20 protein-coding genes are annotated in these 19,494 nt (G+C 58.6%); 3 read left to right on the plus strand and 17 right to left on the minus strand.

Annotated elements, in window-relative coordinates; all coding sequences use genetic code 11:
- Window positions 1-7 precede the first annotated feature (7 nt).
- From ICA16_RS16520 to ICA16_RS16560, 9 genes are all read right to left on the minus strand, one after another.
- Window positions 8-1,912 carry a phage tail-collar fiber domain-containing protein gene (locus ICA16_RS16520; protein WP_210701061.1) on the minus strand — a complete coding sequence of 635 codons (1,905 nt, stop codon included), beginning with the start codon at window positions 1,910-1,912 and terminating at the stop codon, window positions 8-10.
- Window positions 1,913-2,548: a phage tail protein I gene (locus ICA16_RS16525; RefSeq protein WP_210701062.1), complete on the minus strand. Its 636-nt coding sequence runs from the start codon at window positions 2,546-2,548 to the stop codon at window positions 1,913-1,915. It abuts the gene before it with no gap.
- Window positions 2,545-3,540, minus strand: coding sequence for a baseplate J/gp47 family protein (locus ICA16_RS16530; protein ID WP_150618093.1), 996 nt, complete (start codon window positions 3,538-3,540; stop codon window positions 2,545-2,547). Before ICA16_RS16530 ends, ICA16_RS16525 begins: the two co-directional genes overlap by 4 nt.
- Window positions 3,537-3,869, minus strand: coding sequence for a phage baseplate protein (locus tag ICA16_RS16535; protein WP_016985063.1), 333 nt, complete (start codon window positions 3,867-3,869; stop codon window positions 3,537-3,539). The genes ICA16_RS16530 and ICA16_RS16535 overlap by 4 nt, the downstream gene beginning before the upstream one ends.
- A 14-nt stretch (window positions 3,870-3,883) precedes the next feature.
- Window positions 3,884-4,492, minus strand: coding sequence for a phage baseplate assembly protein V (locus ICA16_RS16540; RefSeq protein ID WP_210701063.1), 609 nt, complete (start codon window positions 4,490-4,492; stop codon window positions 3,884-3,886).
- A gap of 3 nt (window positions 4,493-4,495) precedes the next feature.
- Window positions 4,496-5,017 (minus strand): hypothetical protein, encoded by a 522-nt coding sequence (locus tag ICA16_RS16545; protein ID WP_210701064.1) that lies wholly within the window; start codon window positions 5,015-5,017, stop codon window positions 4,496-4,498.
- A 71-nt stretch (window positions 5,018-5,088) separates the two neighbouring features.
- Window positions 5,089-5,427 carry a phage holin family protein gene (locus tag ICA16_RS16550; protein ID WP_047299923.1) on the minus strand — a complete coding sequence of 113 codons (339 nt, stop codon included), beginning with the start codon at window positions 5,425-5,427 and terminating at the stop codon, window positions 5,089-5,091.
- Between the two features lie 111 nt (window positions 5,428-5,538).
- Complete coding sequence (locus tag ICA16_RS16555) at window positions 5,539-6,114, minus strand: DUF642 domain-containing protein (protein WP_210701065.1); 576 nt, start codon at window positions 6,112-6,114, stop codon at window positions 5,539-5,541.
- A 571-nt stretch (window positions 6,115-6,685) separates the two neighbouring features.
- Window positions 6,686-7,429, minus strand: coding sequence for a LexA family transcriptional regulator (locus tag ICA16_RS16560; RefSeq protein WP_150604695.1), 744 nt, complete (start codon window positions 7,427-7,429; stop codon window positions 6,686-6,688).
- Window positions 7,430-7,631: 202 nt separating this feature from the next.
- On the opposite strand from ICA16_RS16560, the gene mutS reads away from it, so the two are divergent.
- Both mutS and fdxA read left to right on the plus strand, forming a co-directional pair.
- Complete coding sequence (gene mutS / locus ICA16_RS16565; protein ID WP_047299922.1) at window positions 7,632-10,211, plus strand: DNA mismatch repair protein MutS; 2,580 nt, start codon at window positions 7,632-7,634, stop codon at window positions 10,209-10,211.
- Between the two features lie 163 nt (window positions 10,212-10,374).
- Window positions 10,375-10,698, plus strand: a complete 324-nt coding sequence (gene fdxA, locus ICA16_RS16570) for a ferredoxin FdxA (RefSeq protein ID WP_007908827.1) — start codon at window positions 10,375-10,377, stop codon at window positions 10,696-10,698.
- A gap of 533 nt (window positions 10,699-11,231) precedes the next feature.
- Here the strand turns inward: fdxA and rpoS are convergent.
- From rpoS to ICA16_RS16610, 8 genes are all read right to left on the minus strand, one after another.
- Window positions 11,232-12,242, minus strand: coding sequence for an RNA polymerase sigma factor RpoS (gene rpoS, locus ICA16_RS16575; RefSeq protein WP_150597634.1), 1,011 nt, complete (start codon window positions 12,240-12,242; stop codon window positions 11,232-11,234).
- A gap of 106 nt (window positions 12,243-12,348) precedes the next feature.
- Window positions 12,349-13,218, minus strand: coding sequence for a peptidoglycan DD-metalloendopeptidase family protein (locus tag ICA16_RS16580; protein ID WP_210553881.1), 870 nt, complete (start codon window positions 13,216-13,218; stop codon window positions 12,349-12,351).
- A 211-nt stretch (window positions 13,219-13,429) separates the two neighbouring features.
- Window positions 13,430-14,065, minus strand: coding sequence for a protein-L-isoaspartate(D-aspartate) O-methyltransferase (locus tag ICA16_RS16585; RefSeq protein ID WP_170947254.1), 636 nt, complete (start codon window positions 14,063-14,065; stop codon window positions 13,430-13,432).
- Window positions 14,066-14,106: 41 nt separating this feature from the next.
- Window positions 14,107-14,856 (minus strand): 5'/3'-nucleotidase SurE, encoded by a 750-nt coding sequence (gene surE, locus ICA16_RS16590; protein WP_008081730.1) that lies wholly within the window; start codon window positions 14,854-14,856, stop codon window positions 14,107-14,109.
- Window positions 14,844-15,902, minus strand: a complete 1,059-nt coding sequence (gene truD / locus ICA16_RS16595) for a tRNA pseudouridine(13) synthase TruD (RefSeq protein WP_200613680.1) — start codon at window positions 15,900-15,902, stop codon at window positions 14,844-14,846. The genes surE and truD overlap by 13 nt, the downstream gene beginning before the upstream one ends.
- Window positions 15,899-16,372: a 2-C-methyl-D-erythritol 2,4-cyclodiphosphate synthase gene (gene ispF / locus ICA16_RS16600; RefSeq protein ID WP_042557897.1), complete on the minus strand. Its 474-nt coding sequence runs from the start codon at window positions 16,370-16,372 to the stop codon at window positions 15,899-15,901. Before ispF ends, truD begins: the two co-directional genes overlap by 4 nt.
- A gap of 44 nt (window positions 16,373-16,416) precedes the next feature.
- Window positions 16,417-17,262 carry an S-formylglutathione hydrolase gene (fghA, locus tag ICA16_RS16605; RefSeq protein ID WP_210701066.1) on the minus strand — a complete coding sequence of 282 codons (846 nt, stop codon included), beginning with the start codon at window positions 17,260-17,262 and terminating at the stop codon, window positions 16,417-16,419.
- A 65-nt stretch (window positions 17,263-17,327) separates the two neighbouring features.
- The gene (locus ICA16_RS16610) at window positions 17,328-18,440 is read right to left on the minus strand and encodes an S-(hydroxymethyl)glutathione dehydrogenase/class III alcohol dehydrogenase (protein ID WP_042557895.1); all 1,113 of its coding nucleotides are present in this window, start codon (window positions 18,438-18,440) and stop codon (window positions 17,328-17,330) included.
- 117 nt (window positions 18,441-18,557) lie between these two features.
- On the opposite strand from ICA16_RS16610, the gene ICA16_RS16615 reads away from it, so the two are divergent.
- Window positions 18,558-19,454: a LysR family transcriptional regulator gene (locus ICA16_RS16615; RefSeq protein ID WP_150604701.1), complete on the plus strand. Its 897-nt coding sequence runs from the start codon at window positions 18,558-18,560 to the stop codon at window positions 19,452-19,454.
- Window positions 19,455-19,494 lie beyond the last annotated feature (40 nt).

The following is a 19,494-nucleotide window of genomic DNA, read 5'->3' on the forward strand; positions in this document are numbered from 1 at the left end:
CTCTGCCTCAACGGCCGATAGCCAGAAAATAAAATTGTGCCGGGGTGGGGCCAATGTTGCGAATGGTCACGTTTGCCTTACTCTGAGCTCGAACCTGACCGATATAGGTCGAGCTCGTCGGCGCATCCACTGCAGCATTGGGATAAGTCGTAAACACTGCTGGCACAAACAACGGGAACGCTACCGGAAAGGCCTGGAGGTAATTTGCGCCGGATGCGATTGCGTTCGTCATACCCCACTGAATGATCAAACCTCCGAGCCACGTCGGAAATACAACGTAGCTACTGCCCAAGTTCTCAGAAATGCCAATTGAAAATCCCCAACGCATTTTTTTGGGAGTGACTACGGCTTTGTCATCAGTGCCCGCGTCTGCCTGGGCTTGGGTGGCGATTTTTGCTGTGCCCTGATTCAGTTCAGTCGCTTGCTGCGCCATTACAGCCAACGCAGCCAGGTCGATGTTTCCCTGATTGACAGACGCGTTCCAGGCTTTGATGCACCAAACGACAGCAATGTTGCGTGGACGTGTTTCAGAAGAGGTACGCGCTACCTTGGAGGCATCAAACGTAACGGCGTGATAAGCGTTTTTTTGGCTAACGGGATTCGGCGCAGTGTTCAGATTACTTTTTTCAAACGCACCACTTGCCGACGTGATGTCAAGATAGCCGTCAAAGACACCGGTTATATTTTGCAAAGTGTCAACTTGGTAACTGCCGACCGCGCGGTTACTGTCGACACCCCGCCCATGATCCCAACCGCGCAAAAACTCCCCACGCGCCTCAGGCAAGCGGAAATTCCCAACACCCTCATCACCCTTATTGAACTTGCCGCCCAGAAAGGCGCTCAAGTCCGGGTAGGTAGCGCTGCTCTTGACGCTGTTATCCAGTTCCAGAAACCCCGGCGGCGGAGCATCTACCGGGAACGCGACAATCGAGCCCACCGGCAATGCCGATGCCTTGGCAATCAGCGCTTCAACTTCAGCCTTGGTGTACGAATCCTTAATACCGAACCCGGCCAGCGTTTCGGGATTGGCACCAGCCGTCGCCCGGCCGTATTCGTCAACGGTCAGACTCTTGTAAGTACCGGCAGCAATCCCGGTGCGCCCTGCCAGCATCTTGAATGTCAGTGCAGTAGTGCCCAAGGTGATCGGCGCATTGGTAGTCAGGTGCCAGAGCGAATCACCGTTCGCCGTGCCCTCCTCCACCATCACCGTCAGGCCCGGCGTGACTTTGGCACTGGTGCTGGCATCGTTCGCTCGAACCCAGTCACCGTTGGCAGCAATCCATAGGCCGTTGTCCTTGGCCAAAGTCTGGTTCGCCAGCAACACGCGATCACCGGCAATTACCGCCACACCGTCAATCTGCTGCGCGCCTTTCATCACCACGTTGCCAGTTGCAGCGATGCGCACCGATTGCTTGCCATCAAGTTTGCCGAGTTCTTCGGCCAGATAACTCATGACCCACGCACGCGTAGCCTTCACCACCGTGTCATCAATCAACAATGTCACCAGCGACGCGTTACTGGTCTCGAAAATCGAGCGGATGTAGAACTCTTTACCCGACCCCGAGTCGGCCAGAATCGGCTTGAACGACTCCGGATATTTGACGATGGCGTAGAGAACGCCAGTGTCCGTCCACAGCCCCGCTTCCCGCACATACCAACCGCCAACATCCGGCGGAATGGTCACTTCGGCGAGCAGCCAGCTAGGATTTTTCTCGTCCTGGAACAGCGCATTGAGCGGCCCGCGCCAGACTTCGCGTTTGAGCGCGGTGGCGGTTGCGGCCGGGTTGTAGACCCCGCCCTCGCCGCCGTCACCGACGGAAATCTGCGTCAACTTGATCGGCACGCCCGCAGCTTTACAAGCCGTTTCGTAGGCAATCCCTGCGTTGGTGAGCAGGGTGTAATAGTCAGCCATTCAGGCCCCCTGAGGATAAATAGTGGATGTTTCGACGGTGTACATGCCGGCAGCCATGAACGCCTCTCCCGAGGTTTCGAGCCCTTCGATGAACACCGGATAAACCGTGGTCAGTTCGCCGCAGAAGGTCGCGGCGCCGATGTAATGGCTGCCGAATGCGCTCAACCCGACCGACACCGACAGAATGTCCCGTTCGCTCTTGGCATCCGCCAGACGGCGGTCGAGACGAGCGTCGATTGCTACGCTGTAGGGTTGGTCGCTGAAGGCGCGCACGGAAAAACTGTACGGCGCGCCGGGCGGTGTCTGTTCGTACCAGGCGCGAATTTCCGGGCGCAGTTGCAAACCCTTGGCGGCGTTCTCCAGCGCTTTGCGTGTGCCGGCCTGGCGCGCGGTGGGCCAGGCGAGTTCGACGGTCAGGCGCTTTTCCGCTTCCGGTGCAGTCGTGCTCCATTCAGCGACGCCACGATCGGCTGCCAGATACGGCAGAAACGCGACAGGCGTTTCGCTCGGATTCATCAATTCGGGAAACGGCGGCGCGATGCGATCAAGCAGTGCGCCAAAGCCCAGATCCAGCCCTCGCTCCAGTGCCGAACTGTTCGCCGGCAGCAACGTCGGGCGCTGAGTTTGATCGCTCATATGGTCAGCACCTCGACTTCGACCGCCGTGCAGTACGGCGCTTCAAACGCACTGGTGATGATCGAATCCACCGGCTCAAGAATTTGCAGTTGCACGGCGCCGGCACTGTGCAACGTGTAGTCGATCCAGCTCGGATCGACCCGCCCTTCAAGGCGATGACAACTGTCGGCGTAGGCCTGCAATTGTTGTTGCGCAGCGACTTGGGTCAGGCCCGAATCGGGGCCAGAGTTGATCTTGGCGACGACACGGATTTTGTAGCGCTGAATGTCGGCAGCCTTGACCGTGACCCGATCTGTTTCCGGGCGAACATCGGGCCGGGCAAAGTGTTGGCGAACGCCATCGAGCAATGCCTCGGAAGGCGTGCCGTCACCATCGCGGGAAAGCACAGTGACCTGCACTTCGCCGGGCGCTGTGCGGCGGCCGTTGCCATCCTTGACCTGCGCGGCGAGGCCGTCGGGGTTGAAGGTGTAAGTGACGTTCACCACGCCGGCATCGGACGACTCGACTTTCACCGTCGGCCGCTCGCCGAGCGTGAACACCTCACGGCGATACTGCATCCGCGAACCCGCCGCCGGGGCATGGGGCGCGAGGTAATAACGCAGCCGCGCATCGTCGTCGCTTTCATAAATCGCCGGCACCGCCGGGAAAGCTGCCGGATCGCCCGGATCGAGCAACTGCCGCTCCAGGCCCATGTCGGCCAGCCGTGCATCGAGATTGCTGCCGGTCGCCCACCACGCCAGCATCTGCTTGATGCGGGCGTTGTATTTGCGTTCGTGGGTTTGCAGCCGGACGCAAAACGCTTCCAGCGCAAGCGTCAGCAGTTCGCTTTCGTTTTCCAGGCTGCTCTTGAGTTTCGCTGCGCTGTCCGGTGCTCGGGCGCCGACGTATTCGACGACGAAGGTCTTGAACTCGGCGAGCAAATCTTCGAAGGCTTCGACGGTGATCAGCGAAGGTTCGGCCAATTGGTTCTGGCCGGGGATCAACATGCTCATGTCACTACCTCGAAAGTCTGTTGACGGTTTTTCCAGGTGCCGGCGAAACGCAGCAACAGACCGGCGCCCTGACGGCTGGCGACAATCACTTGCGGCTGAAAATCATCGATGCCGTTTTGCTTGTTGTAGAACGCCTGCGCCGCGTGGCTCTGGGCCAGAAGCAGGACGTCGTCACCGAGGTTCTGCCCCAGCAGCGTGGGGATCAGCGAGCCATAGAGGGGCCTTTTTTGCCGAGTGCCCAGCGGCGTGGTCAGGGCCCGGGTCGCGCGCTGCACAAACTGCAGCCAGTCGTCGACCGTGGCCCCGCTGTCTCTATCGATTCCGATCATGGGAGGCTCTCGAATCAGGGGCTGATAACGCGGCCCTGGTGATCCACCAATGGGCCGCTGAAGTGAACGCCCGAAGCGTCAATGGTCAGGCCGACTGCGCCCTGTTGCAGGTTGATCACCTGCGGGGTCAGCGTCAGTCGCGCCGGGCCGATGCTCAGTTCAAGCGATTCGCGAGACCCGTTGAAAGCCGCCGGGCCGTTAAGCCAATTCAGCGTGTGCGTGGCGTCGTCGTAAGCGCTTTCGCTGCCGTCCTGATGCACGCGGCGCGTCAGCGTCGGTATGGTCGAGGTGGGCGGAAAACGATCACTGTTCAAGCCGAACAAAGCCACGCTCTGTGCGCCGCTTTCACCGCTGCCGTAATTGAACAGCAGGCACTGCTCACCCACCGTCGGTATCCGCGATTCGCTTTGAGCGCCAGCGCTGGGGTTGAAGAACTTGATCGATGGCGTAAGCAATCCACCGTGGCTGACCTTGCAGGTGTTGCTCGCGGCGTCGACTTCCTGACAGACGCCGATGCGGCAGAAACTTTCGGCACGTCGGTGCAGGTCTTCGATCTCCGCTTCCATCTCGGCCAGCCGTTCGATGATCGGGCCCAGCTGCATGCGCAGTAATGCGTCAAACATCGGTCAGGCCTCCAGCGTGGTGTATTGGTCGGGGTCGTCGATGTTGCTGACTTCCCAGGTGCGGGCGAATTTCGGGATGCCGAGCGGGTCGTCGAGCAAGGTCGGACCGAGGTAAAGAGTCTGGTTGAATGACAACGTCCAGGCTTTGTATGGCTGCTCTGTGCGGATGAGCAATGACGGCAAGCCATCGATGTTCATCGGCAGATCGCATTGATCGCCGGGCAGGCTCCAGCGGTTGTCGGTGATCAGGTTTTTCAACACGGCAATCAGATCGCAGGCTGCAAAAGCACTCGCGGAAAGCGCCGGGATGACTTGCAGTGACAACGTCAACACATGGGCAATACGCCCGTTGGCTGCGCGCTCTCCCGGTGCATTACGTTCGATGTCGATCAGTACCCAGGCTTGTTCGCCGGGTGCAGTGAAATCGTCGTGATTGCCGACATTGATATTGAGCGCGGCGGTGTTGCGCAGCGTCGTCGCGATGGCTGTAAACAATTGCGACGGCTGCTGGATCGGTGTGGGCATGCATGACCTCCTTTTCAATCGTCCACGCGCAGCCCTGCCGCCAAAATGGCGGCACGGAGAAGCAGTCAGGGTTAAGGCTGGTCGCGCGGCGGAACTTCGCAGACGCCGATGCGCTTGGCGGCCCAGCGCTCGTATAGACCGATGGCCACGTCGGCGCCGGCCATGGCGGTCAGGCAACCGAACGCGCCGGCGGCCCAGATCGACAACCCTGCGGCATACAGCAGCATGATCGCCGACACGCCGCAGATCATGCAGGCGCCGGAGCGCAGGGCCAGGCGCCGCAGCAGTGACCAGCCACGGGCGCCCTCTTTGTCGGCGCGCCACATTTCGCCGGACACCCCGCCCACTACGGCAAGGAGGATGACCAGCCAGATCGGCATTTCCGCCAACGCTTGTTGCTCGCTTGTCATGTCACGCCTCCTGAGGGTGATTGATGAAAGAAAGGGGCGTGAGCAGGCAACACCCGATCGGTGGCGCTTTTCACGCTTGAAGTAAACACAGCAGCTTTCTGGCTATAGCCGTTACAGACGTTCAACAATGACGTTGTCGATAAAGGCAAAGTTGGTGTTAGGGCTCTGCTCGTTGGAAAACGCCACTGTAGTCTGCGACGTAGTTGCGGTGAAATCGTAGGTGATGGGGGCCCACTCAACTGCAACGCCCTTAGCCATCGGTGTGTTGAATGTGACTGCTTGTCCAGCCACCTTCACCTGTACGACACCGTCGCCGGAGCGGCTGGCAAACCGGGAGTTACCCGCACTGAAGGTCAGTCGATACTTGGCACCTACCGCGGTGGCGAAGTTCTGCTGAATCCCACCACCATTGCCGTAAACATAATTGGCAAGATCAACGATCATCACGCCATCCGCAGCCACAGAGCCGCCAATCGCATTCGGCATATTGAAGTACTCAGCACCGGACAAAAAAGTTGTCCAGCCGGTGATGGCATTCGCTTTCGCCGGAGTGTCCAGAATGCAGCCGCCACCGCATGTCGATTGTTCAAAACTGCCATTGACCAACAGGTTGGCTGCAAGAATGTTTGTACCCGTGCCGAGCAGCACAGCGCAGGACAGGAGCGGAACGAGGTATTTCTTCAACATATGTTTTCTCTCGATTATGAGTTTTGTATCAGGGGAAATGCCGTGGGATCACATCCAATAACGAAGGCGCCTTCACGCCGGTGATACGGCGTAATGCGCTAAACGAGGCAGGCATTCCAAAAAGCCCGACCATTGGCCGGGCTTTTCAGTAATGCGCTCCTTCGCCTTCCTTTAAATCCTGTGTTCAAAAAAGGAAGCTGACTTTTCGGCGCTACTGGCGCGGTACGAGTCCATTCAGATTGTTTTTCCGACCGCGGTCCCTGCCCGCCGGATAACTGCTTGTGGTGCTTTACGCTGCACACCCGGGTCAGTTGCCAACCCTCTGAACCGTTAAGGCCGGTTCATCGCTGCCTGTTCTTGTGGAACTAAAGAGCTTTCGTTTCCAGCCGCTTTGTCGAGCGGCTTGGTGGCAATAATATGCATGGATGCATATACAGTCAATGCATTGATGCATTTATTTATGCGCAAGAAATGCACGCACGCATGAAAGCCGCATAGATCAAGGTTCCGAGGTCTTTTGACGGGCGAAAAAAAACCCGCCAATGGCGGGTTTCATCTGAAAGCGGTGTGATTACCGGGCGTACATGCCCCACCAGAAGACGTGACCAAGGATGACGATCTGCTCCTCCTGAATTTCCTGGAAGCTGTAGTCCTCGTCCGGATGCTCGTCACGATTGAAGCTGCGCAGGCGAATGCCGGTAGGCAAGCGATAGAGCTGCTTCACCCGCAACTGGCCGTTGTGGTTGATCGCGTACAGATCACCATCAATGATGTCGCCGATGCCGCACTTGCCCGCGTTGACACCCACGGTGGCGCCGTCACGCAACACCGGCAACATGCTGTTGCCACGCACGGTCACGCATTTGGCCTGGTCGAACTGCACACCGTTATGGCGCAGGCTGCGCTTGCCGAAGCGCAGGCTAGAGCGCTCGCTCTCTTCGATGACGAATCTTCCTGATCCTGCTGCCAATTCAACCTCGCGAAGAAACGGCACCGACACCTCGTCGTCATCGACAGGTGTGTCGTCGTCCCACAGCATTATGTCCTTGAGTTCTGCGTGTACTTCACCGCGCCCGGCACCCGCCGACGGCGCGACATCCGCGCGCCCGCGCAACTGATCGGTGCTCACGGCGAAGTACTCGGCGATCTTCGAAATATGTTTATCCGAAGGATCGACGATCTTCCCGCTGAGAATCCGCGAGAGAGTGGATTGAGGCACGCCGGTGCGACGGTGGAGCTCCGTGGGGGAGATCCCGTGCTGATCGAGCAGTGCTCTTAAGACGGAGGATACGTTGCGTTTTTGCATAACGCGCATAGTGCTTGAAGTTTTTCGTGAAGACAAATGCTGATTTGCATAATCGATGCATATAGCGTCTTTTCGACGAAGCAAATGCACAGCGACCCGCGATGCCTGCGTCGAGCAGACTCCCCATGGTAACCTTGCGCCCATCGCGGAAAAGCCCGGCCGTTGTCCCCGCTTTTGCCCTACATCTTTTAACGAGTTGCCTGACAATCCGATGAATAAAGCCGTCTCCGATCTGTCCTCCCACACCCCGATGATGCAGCAATACTGGCGCCTGAAGAATCAGCACCCGGATCAGCTGATGTTCTACCGCATGGGTGACTTCTACGAGATCTTCTATGAAGACGCGAAGAAGGCCGCCAAGCTGCTCGACATCACGCTGACTGCGCGCGGGCAATCGGCGGGACAGGCGATTCCGATGTGTGGGATTCCTTACCACGCGGCAGAAGGTTACCTGGCGAAACTGGTCAAGCTTGGCGAGTCGGTGGTGATCTGCGAGCAGGTCGGCGATCCGGCCACCAGTAAAGGGCCGGTTGATCGTCAGGTGGTGCGGATCATCACACCGGGCACTGTCAGCGACGAGGCGCTGCTCGATGAGCGCCGCGACAACCTGATCGCCGCCGTGCTGGGCGACGAGCGCCTGTTTGGTCTGGCGGTGCTGGACATCACCAGCGGCAACTTCACCGTGCTGGAAATCAAGGGCTGGGAAAACCTGCTGGCAGAGCTTGAGCGGGTCAACCCGGTGGAACTGATGATCCCGGATGACTGGCCGCGGGATCTGCCGGCGGAAAAACGCCGTGGCGTGCGGCGTCGTGCGCCGTGGGATTTCGAGCGTGATTCGGCGCTGAAAAGTCTCTGTCAGCAGTTTTCCACCCAGGACCTGAAGGGCTTCGGTTGCGAAAACCTGACCCTGGCCATCGGCGCTGCCGGTTGCCTGCTGGCCTACGCCAAGGAAACCCAGCGCACCGCCCTGCCCCACCTGCGCAGCCTGCGCCACGAACGTCTAGATGACACGGTTGTGCTCGACGGCGCGAGCCGGCGCAATCTGGAGCTCGACACCAACCTGGCCGGGGGCCGCGACAACACGCTGCAATCGGTGGTCGATCGCTGCCAGACCGCCATGGGCAGCCGTCTGCTGACCCGTTGGCTGAACCGCCCGCTGCGTGATCTGACCGTGCTGCTGGCGCGTCAGACATCGATCACTTGCCTGCTCGACCGCTATCGTTTTGAAAAACTGCAGCCGCAGCTCAAGGAAATCGGCGACATCGAGCGAATCCTGGCGCGAATCGGCCTGCGCAATGCGCGTCCGCGTGACCTTGCGCGCCTGCGCGATGCCCTTGGCGCGCTGCCGGAACTGCAAGTAGCGATGACCGATCTGGAAGCGCCGCACCTGCAAAGTCTGGCGACAACCACCAGCACCTACCCGGAACTGGCGGCACTGCTGGAAAAAGCCATTATCGACAACCCGCCTGCGGTGATCCGTGACGGCGGCGTGTTGAAGACCGGTTACGACAGCGAACTCGACGAGTTGCAATCGCTGAGTGAAAACGCCGGCCAGTTCCTGATCGATCTGGAAGCCCGGGAAAAGGCTCGCACGGGGCTGTCCCACCTGAAAGTCGGCTACAACCGTATTCACGGCTACTTCATCGAGCTGCCGAGCAAGCAAGCCGAATCGGCACCGGCGGATTACATCCGTCGCCAGACCTTGAAAGGTGCCGAGCGTTTTATCACGCCAGAACTGAAAGAGTTCGAAGACAAGGCGCTGTCGGCCAAGAGCCGCGCCCTTGCTCGTGAAAAGATGCTCTATGAGGCGCTGCTGGAAGATCTGATCAGCCAGTTGCCGCCATTGCAGGATACCGCCGGCGCATTGGCTGAACTGGACGTGCTGAGCAACCTCGCCGAACGCGCACTGAATCTGGATCTGAACTGCCCGCGTTTCGTCAGCGAGCCGTGCATGCGCATCACCCAGGGTCGTCACCCGGTGGTCGAGCAAGTCCTGACCACGCCGTTCGTGGCCAATGACCTGAGTCTGGATGACAACACGCGAATGCTGGTGATCACCGGCCCGAACATGGGCGGTAAATCCACCTACATGCGGCAAACCGCTTTGATCGTGCTGCTCGCACACATCGGCAGCTTCGTGCCGGCGGCCAGTTGCGAACTGTCGTTGGTTGATCGGATCTTCACCCGGATCGGTTCCAGTGATGACCTGGCCGGTGGCCGCTCGACCTTCATGGTGGAAATGAGCGAAACCGCCAACATCCTGCACAACGCCACCGAACGCAGTCTGGTGCTGATGGACGAAGTCGGACGCGGCACGAGCACCTTCGATGGCCTGTCGCTGGCCTGGGCTGCGGCCGAGCGCTTGGCGCATCTGCGTGCCTACACGCTGTTCGCCACGCACTATTTCGAACTGACCGTGTTGCCGGAAGCCGAGCCGTTGGTGGCCAACGTCCACCTCAACGCTACCGAACATAACGAGCGCATTGTGTTCCTGCACCATGTGCTGCCAGGGCCTGCAAGTCAGAGCTACGGCCTGGCGGTCGCGCAACTGGCGGGCGTACCGAGCGAAGTCATCGTGCGGGCGCGGGAACATCTCAGTCGACTGGAAGAGACCGCGCTGCCCCATGAAGCGCCGAAACCGGTCAAGGGAAAACCCGCAGCGCCGCAGCAGAGCGATATGTTCGCCAGTCTGCCGCACCCGGTACTGGATGAGCTGGCTAAACTGGATATCGACGACATGACTCCTCGTCGTGCTCTGGAAATGCTCTATGCGCTGAAGAACCGGATATAAGCACTGAAGAAGCGGATATAACGCAAACGGCTTCAAGCTGTTAGAATCTCGCGCGGTTTGGGATGCTGCTAGCTAATAGCCTGGCCAGCAGACATCGCTCCCGAACCTGGCGACCCCAACCGTGAAGGGGCAACGCTGCCGCCGCCTGAGGAGAGAACTAGAAATGACCTTCGTCGTCACCGACAACTGCATCAAGTGCAAGTACACCGACTGCGTAGAAGTCTGTCCGGTGGACTGCTTTTACGAAGGCCCGAACTTCCTGGTGATTCACCCGGATGAGTGCATCGACTGTGCCCTGTGCGAACCAGAATGCCCGGCCGTAGCCATTTTCTCCGAGGACGAAGTTCCGGAAGAGATGCAGGAATTCATCCAGCTGAACGTTGAGTTGGCGGAAATCTGGCCGAACATCACCGAGAAGAAAGAATCGCTGCCGGATGCCGAAGAGTGGGATGGCGTCAAAGGTAAGATCAAAGACCTCGAACGCTGATCTGTCACGCGCTCGATAAAAAGGCCCCTCGCGGGCCTTTTTGCTTTTGCGGTTTTTACTTTTTTGCAGACAAAAAAAGGGGCGGTTTGACCCGCCCACATTTTTTCCCTATTCCCTGTGTTCCCTTTCATCGTCCTGATGAATCGCATCCTGCGATGTCCTTTCCCCTCTTCCTTGAAGGGCGTGTCTGTCCGTCGACACAACCCGGATACTAGAGAATTCTTAGGTAAGAGCAACAGGTCCTGGACGCTTAAACGGTCTGTCACAAGCGTTTCATATTAGAAAATAATTATACGAATCAATAAGTTAAAAACAGACCATTGGAAATATCGACGTCTACTGCCGTGTAAAAATAACGAACACTTACGAAACAGTAAGCAAAGGCTTACAGAGTGAGACTACAAATCTCGCCCGATATCTTTTGCAGGAGCTGCCGAAGGCTCCTACACACAACGTCGCGATTCGACGTGGATTTCAGGCAACAAAAAACCCCGAACCAGTCGGGGCATTTTGCGGGCGGTCGTTTGAAGCGCTTACTGGAACAGCGACTCGCTCGACAGGCCATTCTTTTCAAGGATTTCGCGAAGGCGCTTGAGCCCTTCTACCTGGATCTGTCTTACCCGTTCCCGGGTCAGGCCGATCTCCAGGCCTACATCTTCCAGCGTACTGCTCTCGTGGCCGCGCAGGCCGAAGCGGCGGATGACCACCTCGCGCTGCTTGTCGGTCAGCTCCGACAGCCACTGATCGATGCTCTGCGACAGGTCATCGTCCTGCAGCAGTTCGCACGGATCGGTCGGACGATCATCGGTAAGTGTGTCCAGCAGGGTTTTATCCGAATCCGGACCCAGCGAGACGTCGACCGAAGAAACACGCTCGTTCAGGCCCAGCATGCGCTTGACCTCGCCCACCGGTTTTTCCAGCAGGTTGGCGATTTCTTCGGGTGAAGGTTCGTGGTCGAGTTTCTGCGTCAGCTCCCGTGCAGCCCGCAGGTACACATTGAGCTCCTTGACCACATGGATCGGCAACCGGATGGTCCGGGTCTGATTCATGATCGCGCGCTCGATGGTTTGACGAATCCACCAGGTCGCGTAGGTCGAGAAGCGGAAGCCGCGCTCGGGGTCGAACTTTTCTACCGCGCGGATCAAGCCAAGGTTGCCCTCTTCGATCAGATCCAGCAGCGACAGCCCCCGATTGACGTAACGCCGAGCGATTTTCACCACCAGCCGCAGGTTACTTTCAATCATGCGCTTGCGCCCCGCCGGATCGCCACTTTGCGACAAGCGCGCAAAATGAACTTCTTCCTCGGGGGAGAGCAACGGGGAAAAGCCGATTTCGTTGAGATACAGCTGCGTGGCATCAAGTGCCCGAGTGTAATCGATGTATTTATGTTGTTTAAGTGTGGCGGATTGTTTGGATTTGGAACGAACGGAAGGTGGAGCAGCCCCTTCATCATTCGACATCGAAGATTCCGAATCGATGCCGGTCTCCATAAGGAGAACCTCATCGTCGATGTCAAACTCCGGCACTTCTTTACTGAGAGCCATTGTTATAGTCCTTTGGTGAGTTCGACCCCAAGCTCAAGCGACGCCTCTATCCTTGGCAACGCTGGAGCCTGTCCCCTCTACGCGACGGAACAGGCTGGATTGCAAATCAACGCCTTGGCAGGAACTGCAGCGGATCTACTGGTTTACCTTGTCGGCGAATCTCAAAATGCAGTTTCACCCGGTCTGTACCCGTTGACCCCATTTCGGCAATTGTCTGTCCGACTTTGACCTGCTGTCCCTCCCGAACCAACAGCCTGCGGTTATGTCCGTAAGCACTGACGTAGGTTTCGCTGTGTTTGATGATGACTAATTCGCCGTAGCCCCTTAAGCCACTCCCGGCGTAAACCACCGTCCCATCAGACGCAGCTAAAACAGGCTGTCCCAAATCTCCGGCGATATCAATTCCTTTATTCAAACTACCGTTTGAAGAGAATTTACCAATCAGAATGCCATTAGATGGCCATCCCCAGCCGGTCGGGGCCGGACCGGCTGGAGGCATTGGAGCCGGGGTTTGCTTGTTGGCGACGGACGGTACAGCGCTCGTAGAACCGCGGGTTGTGGTGGTCGTCGTGCCATTTGCCTGGCGCCGGATTACGGTGGTTTTGCTGGACGATGATGGCGAAGAACTGGCGCTGCTCACTACGGCAGTCGGCGTAGAACCGGTACGCCCGTCGAAGCGAATTGTCTGACCCGGATGGATCGTATACGGCGTAGGAATATTGTTCCGTGCCGCGAGGGCTTTGTAGTCCCAGCCGTAGCGAAACGCGATGGAAAACATCGTATCGCCCGGACGGACTACATATTGGCCGGTCGTCACGGTAGGACGCTGTGCGACCGCGCCGTTGCGATCGACCACCCGGACATTGCTCGATTTGGTGCTGGAGCAACCCACCAGCAAGGTGCTCAAGACAAGGCCAGTCACCAGGCGCTGAAAGCTCGTGTTACCCATACGCTGCGCAATGACAGTGAGACTCACCCGCCGCTCCCTTTGTGGTGGCTGAAAAATTCGAATGCCGAACTCCGGCATGAGGTGTCGCAAGTATAACGGGCCGAATCGGCTTTACCTTTAATGAAGCGAAATCGCTTCACGCACACGTTTGCAAGCTGACAATCTGCTGCGTTTAAACGATCGCTGCCGGTGTAAGACCAAGGCCAACGAAAGGAATTCAGCGCCGTTGAATAAATGCTCAGGCCAGTGGGCCATTAAGCAAAGGCACAAAACGCACGGCGCCTAAAACGTGTCGAGAAAAGCCATTTTCTTCACGCACGATCAGCATCAATTGCTGCACTTCTCCGGAACCGACCGGGATCACCAGGCGCCCGCCCGGTGCCAGTTGATCAAGCAACGCTTGCGGCACATCGGTGGCCACGGCGGTGACAATAATGCCGTTGTACGGCGCCAGCGCCGGCCAGCCTTCCCAACCGTCGCCCCAACGAAACACCACGTTGCGCAGATTGAGTTCGACCAGACGTTCCTTGGCCCGATCCTGCAAGACCTTGATGCGCTCGACCGAGAACACCCGCTCAACCAGTTGCGACAACACGGCAGTCTGGTAACCGGAACCGGTGCCGATCTCCAGCACCTTGTCCAACGGACCGGCCTCCAACAGCAGCTCGCTCATGCGCGCCACCATATAAGGCTGGGAGATGGTCTGGTTATGGCCGATCGGCAGCGCTGTATCTTCATAAGCGCGGTGCGCCAACGCTTCGTCGACGAACAGGTGACGCGGCGTGCGTCGGATGACCTCCAACACCTTGGCGTTGGACAGACCTTCTTCATACAGACGCTGGATCAAACGTTCCCGCGTGCGCTGGGACGTCATGCCGATGCCGCTACGCATTCTGTCTTCGTGTTCGCGAGCCATCAGCGCAGTCCCTCCAGCCAGCCATCGAGACTTCTGAAGGCATCGTTGAAGGTGCGATCGAGTTGCAGCGGCGTGATCGAAACATAGCCCTGCATCACCGCATGAAAGTCGGTGCCCGGGCCGCCATCTTCGGCATCGCCGGCGGCCGCAATCCAGTAACCGGCCTTGCCACGCGGGTCGACCACTTTCATCGGCGCCGCCGCCCGGGCACGGTGCCCCAGTCGGGTCAGCTGGATGCCGCGAATGTGGTCGATCGGCAGATTGGGAATGTTCACGTTGAGCACCGTGCGCGGCGGCAGATCGAGCCCGGCGTGGGCTTCGACCAGTTTGCGCGCAAAGTAGGCTGCCGTAGGAAGATTATCGACCTGGCGTGAGACCAGCGAGAAGGCGAACGACGGTCGCTCGAGGAAACGTCCTTCAAGGGCCGCCGCCACCGTACCGGAATACAACACGTCATCGCCAAGGTTGGCGCCGAGGTTGATCCCGGAAACCACCATGTCCGGCTGGCGTTCCAGCAAGCCATTCAGGCCCAGATGTACGCAGTCGGTTGGCGTGCCGTTGAGGCTGATAAAGCCGTTGGCCAGGTATTGCGGGTGCAACGGACGGTCGAGCGTCAGCGAACTGCTGGCGCCGCTTTTGTCCTGCTCAGGGGCGATAACCACGCACTCGGTGTAATCCGCCAGCGCAGCATAAAGCGCGGCAAGACCGGGTGCGGTTACCCCATCATCGTTAGAAATCAGAATACGCATGGGCTGTCCGTCTGCCCCACCGGCACCAGATCAACGAGCTCGCGCACTAATACAGTGGCGAAGCATCCGGCCGGGAGGACGAATTCCAGTTGCAGAATGTCAGGCTGGGGATAATGCCACGTCAACCCGCCAATGGGCAGCCGCAGGATGCGACGTTCGTGACTCATGCCGGCGTTGATCAACCAATCGCGCAGATCCGCTTCACGAGCGGCAATCCCCTGCTCCAGATCATGGACAGCGCCAGCGGCCGGGGAGTCACCTTCACCCCACTGCGGGCCGGTCGGGTGCAGATCGAGAATCGCCAGACGCGGGTCGCTCAATTCAGCTTCACCGGCCGGGAAGAAGCTACGGCTATCGGTGAAAGCCAGCAGATCGCCAACCAGCGCACGTTGCCAGGTGCCATCCGCCACACGTGCAGCCAACACCTGGTTAAACAGAAAACTGCGCGCCGTCGACAGCAGGCGTGAGCGCACATTGCGCTGCTCCGGCAGGGCCTTGCGCGCCGCCCACGAACGGGCGTCGACGACGTTGCCGCCGTCATGGCCGAAACGCTGGGCGCCGAAATAATTGGGAATACCTTGTTTGACGATCAGTTGCAGGCGCTCTTCAATCGCGGCTTTGTCGCCGGCGAATTGCGTCAGGCGCAACGTGAAACCATTCGCCGAATGCGCGCCGCGTTGCAGCTTGCGCTTGTGGCGAGTGGTTTTGAGGATTTTCAACGTGTCGTTTTCCGCCGCCGACAGATCAGGATCTGCCTTGCCCGGCAGTTGCACGCTGAACCACTGGCGGGTCAGCGCCTGACGATCCTTGAGACCGGCGTAGCTGACAGTGCGCAGCGGCACACCGGCAGCCTTGGCGATACGCCGTGCGGCTTCTTCGGTGTTCAGGCCACGTTTTTCCACCCAGATCCACAGGTGTTCGCCGTCGCCGCTGAACGGAATATCCAGCACTTCATCCACCTGAAAATCTTCAGCGATGGCTTTCAGTACCGCGGTGCCGAGGGGTTCGCCGTAGGCGCGCGGGCCGAGCAATTGCAGTTCATTCATGCGCGCAGCAACAAGGCAACGGAGTGCACGGCGATGCCTTCTTCGCGACCGACAAAGCCAAGCTTTTCGGTGGTGGTAGCTTTCACGTTCACTTGATCCAACTCAACTTGAAGATCCGCGGCGATCAGTGCGCGCATCGATTCGATATGCGGGGCCATTTTCGGCGCCTGGGCAACGATGGTGTTATCGACGTTGCCGACTTTCCAGCCCTTGGCGTGGATCAGACCGACCACATGACGCAACAACGCACGGCTGTCGGCGCCCTTGAATTGTGGGTCGGTATCCGGGAAGTGTTTGCCGATATCACCCAGCGCAGCCGCGCCGAGCAAGGCATCGCTCAAGGCGTGCAGCAGGACGTCACCGTCGGAATGAGCGAGCAGCCCGAAGCTGTGTGCAATGCGCACGCCGCCCAGAGTAATGAAATCGCCTTCAGCGAAACGGTGCACATCATAGCCGTGGCCAATACGCATAAAAAAAACGCCCCGATTTTTGTCAGGGCGTGATTCTACCTGCATTAGCCCCGAAGGGCTTGTGCGTGATGCTGCAAGTGGTCGTCTATAAAGCTTGAGATGAAGAAATAGCTGTGGTCGTAGCCCGGTTGCAAGCGCACCGTCAGCGGATGACCCGCTTGTTTTGCCGCTTGTTGCAAGGCTTCGGGTTTGAGCTGAGTCGCGAGGAAATCATCGCGATCACCTTGATCGACCAGCAGCGGGAGCTTCTCGTCAGCCTCGGCGATCAGCGCGCAGGCATCCCACTCTTTCCACTTCGAACGGTCTTCACCCAGATAACGCGAGAATGCCTTCTGCCCCCACGGGCAATCCATCGGGTTGTTGATCGGAGAAAAGGCCGACACCGATTGATAACGCCCCGGATTGCGCAAGGCGCACACCAACGCACCGTGGCCACCCATGGAGTGGCCGCTGATGCTGCGCTTATCGGACGCAGGGAAATGCGCTTCAACCAGTGAAGGCAATTCCTGCACGACATAGTCATGCATCCGATAGTGCCGCGACCAAGGTTCCTGCGTGGCATTCAGATAAAACCCGGCACCGAGACCAAAGTCCCACGCGCCATCCGGATCGCCCGGCACATCGGGGCCGCGCGGGCTGGTGTCCGGCGCGACGATGATCAGACCGAGTTCAGCCGCCATGCGCAACGCGCCGGCCTTGTGCATGAAGTTCTCGTCGGTACAGGTCAGCCCCGACAGCCAGTACAACACCGGCAGCTTGCCGCCCTGCTCCGCCTGCGGCGGCAGGTACACGGCAAACACCATGTCGCAGCCCAGCACGTCGGAACGGTGACGATAGCGCTTGTGCCAACCGCCAAAACTCTTCTGACAGGAGATGTTTTCCAGGCTCATGTAAAAACTCCTACGCGGTCACAGCCACAAGCCTTCAAGACTCGTAGCCATGACATCACGATTGATCAGAAATGGATGACGGTACGAATGCTCTTGCCTTCGTGCATCAGGTCGAACGCCTTGTTGATATCTTCCAGACCCATGGTGTGGGTGATGAAAGTATCCAGCGGGATTTCACCGCTCTGGGCCATGTCGACGTAGCTTGGCAATTCGCTGCGGCCACGTACGCCGCCGAATGCCGAACCACGCCAGACGCGACCGGTGACCAACTGGAACGGGCGGGTAGCGATTTCCTGACCGGCACCGGCAACGCCGATGATGACCGACTCGCCCCAGCCTTTGTGGCAGCACTCGAGGGCGGCGCGCATCAGTTGCACGTTGCCGATGCACTCGAAGGAAAAGTCGACGCCGCCATCGGTCATGTCGACGATGACTTCCTGAATCGGACGGTCGAAGTCTTTAGGGTTTACGCAATCAGTCGCACCCAGCTGCTTGGCGATTTCGAACTTGGCCGGGTTGATGTCGATGGCGATGATGCGCGCGGCCTTGGCCTTCACTGCACCGATGACTGCCGACAGACCGATGCCGCCCAAACCAAAAATGGCCACCGTGTCGCCCGGTTTGACCTTGGCGGTGTTGAGCACTGCACCGATACCGGTGGTGACGCCGCAACCGAGCAGGCAGACCTTTTCCAGCGGTGCGTCTTTAGCGATTTTGGCCACGGAGATTTCCGGCAACACGGTGTATTCCGAGAAGGTCGAAGTACCCATGTAGTGGAAAATCGTTTCGCCCTTGTAGGAAAAACGCGAAGTGCCATCCGGCATCAAGCCTTTGCCCTGGGTCGCACGAATGGCCTGACAAAGGTTGGTCTTGCCCGACTTACAGAATTTGCACTGGCCACACTCCGGGGTGTAGAGCGGGATGACATGATCGCCTACAGCAACCGAAGTCACGCCTTCGCCGATCGCCTCAACGATGGCGCCGCCTTCGTGGCCGAGGATCGAAGGGAAAATCCCTTCCGGGTCAGCGCCGGACAAGGTGTAGGCGTCGGTATGGCAAACACCGGAAGCGACTACGCGCAACAGCACTTCACCGGCCTTGGGCATGGCGACATCAACTTCTACGATTTCCAGCGGCTTCTTGGCCTCGAAGGCAACGGCTGCGCGCGACTTGATCATGCTGACTCTCCAGTGAATCCATTAAATAAAAAAAGCAGATAAGGAGTGTAATACATGGCCTGACGATGAATAATCAGGCCAAAAGCAAAACATTATTGCCATACAGGGATAATCCTGATGTCCGAAAACCGCTGGGAAGGCATCGACGAGTTTGTCGCCGTAGCCGAATGCAGCCAATTCACCGCTGCAGCCGAACGTCTTGGGGTTTCTTCCTCGCATATCAGTCGACAAATCGTACGACTGGAAGAGCGTTTGCAAACACGCCTGCTCTATCGCAGTACCCGCAGGGTGACGCTGACCGAAGCCGGGCAGACATTCCTGCAACACTGCCAGCGCTTGCAGGACGGACGCGAAGAAGCCCTGCGCGCGGTGGGCGATCTGACCAGCGAACCCAAAGGCATGCTGCGCATGACGTGCGCTGTTGCCTATGGCGAGCGATTTATCGTGCCGCTGGTGACACGGTTCATGGGGCTCTACCCGCAACTGCGCATCGATATAGAGCTGAGCAATCGGCAACTCGATCTGGTGCATGAGGGGCTGGATCTGGCGATTCGACTGGGACGCTTGCAAGACTCACGACTGGTCGCGACGCGCCTGGCGCCACGGCGTATGTATCTTTGCGCGTCCCCTTCCTACGTGGAAAGGTACGGCCGCCCACACAGCTTGTCGGAACTGAGCCGGCATAATTGCCTGATCGGCAGCACAGACATCTGGCAGCTTGAGCAAAACGGGAGGGAATTTTCCCAGAGAGTGCAAGGAAACTGGCGTTGCAACAGTGGGCAAGCGGTACTGGATGCTGCTTTGCAAGGGGTCGGGTTGTGTCAGTTGCCGGACTATTACGTGCTGGAGCATTTGCACAGCGGCGCATTGATTTCGTTGCTGGAGGCGCATCAGCCGCCGAATACCGCGGTGTGGGCGCTGTATCCGCAGCAGCGGCATTTGTCGCCGAAGGTGCGCAAGTTGGTGGACTTTCTTAAAGAGGGGTTGGCCGAGCGGCCGGAGTATCGGATTTAAGATCAAAAGATCGCAGCCTGCGGCAGCTCCTACAGGGGGA

Origin of the sequence: Pseudomonas anatoliensis (assembly GCF_017976235.1) — a bacterium.
GTDB lineage: Bacteria > Pseudomonadota > Gammaproteobacteria > Pseudomonadales > Pseudomonadaceae > Aquipseudomonas > Aquipseudomonas anatoliensis.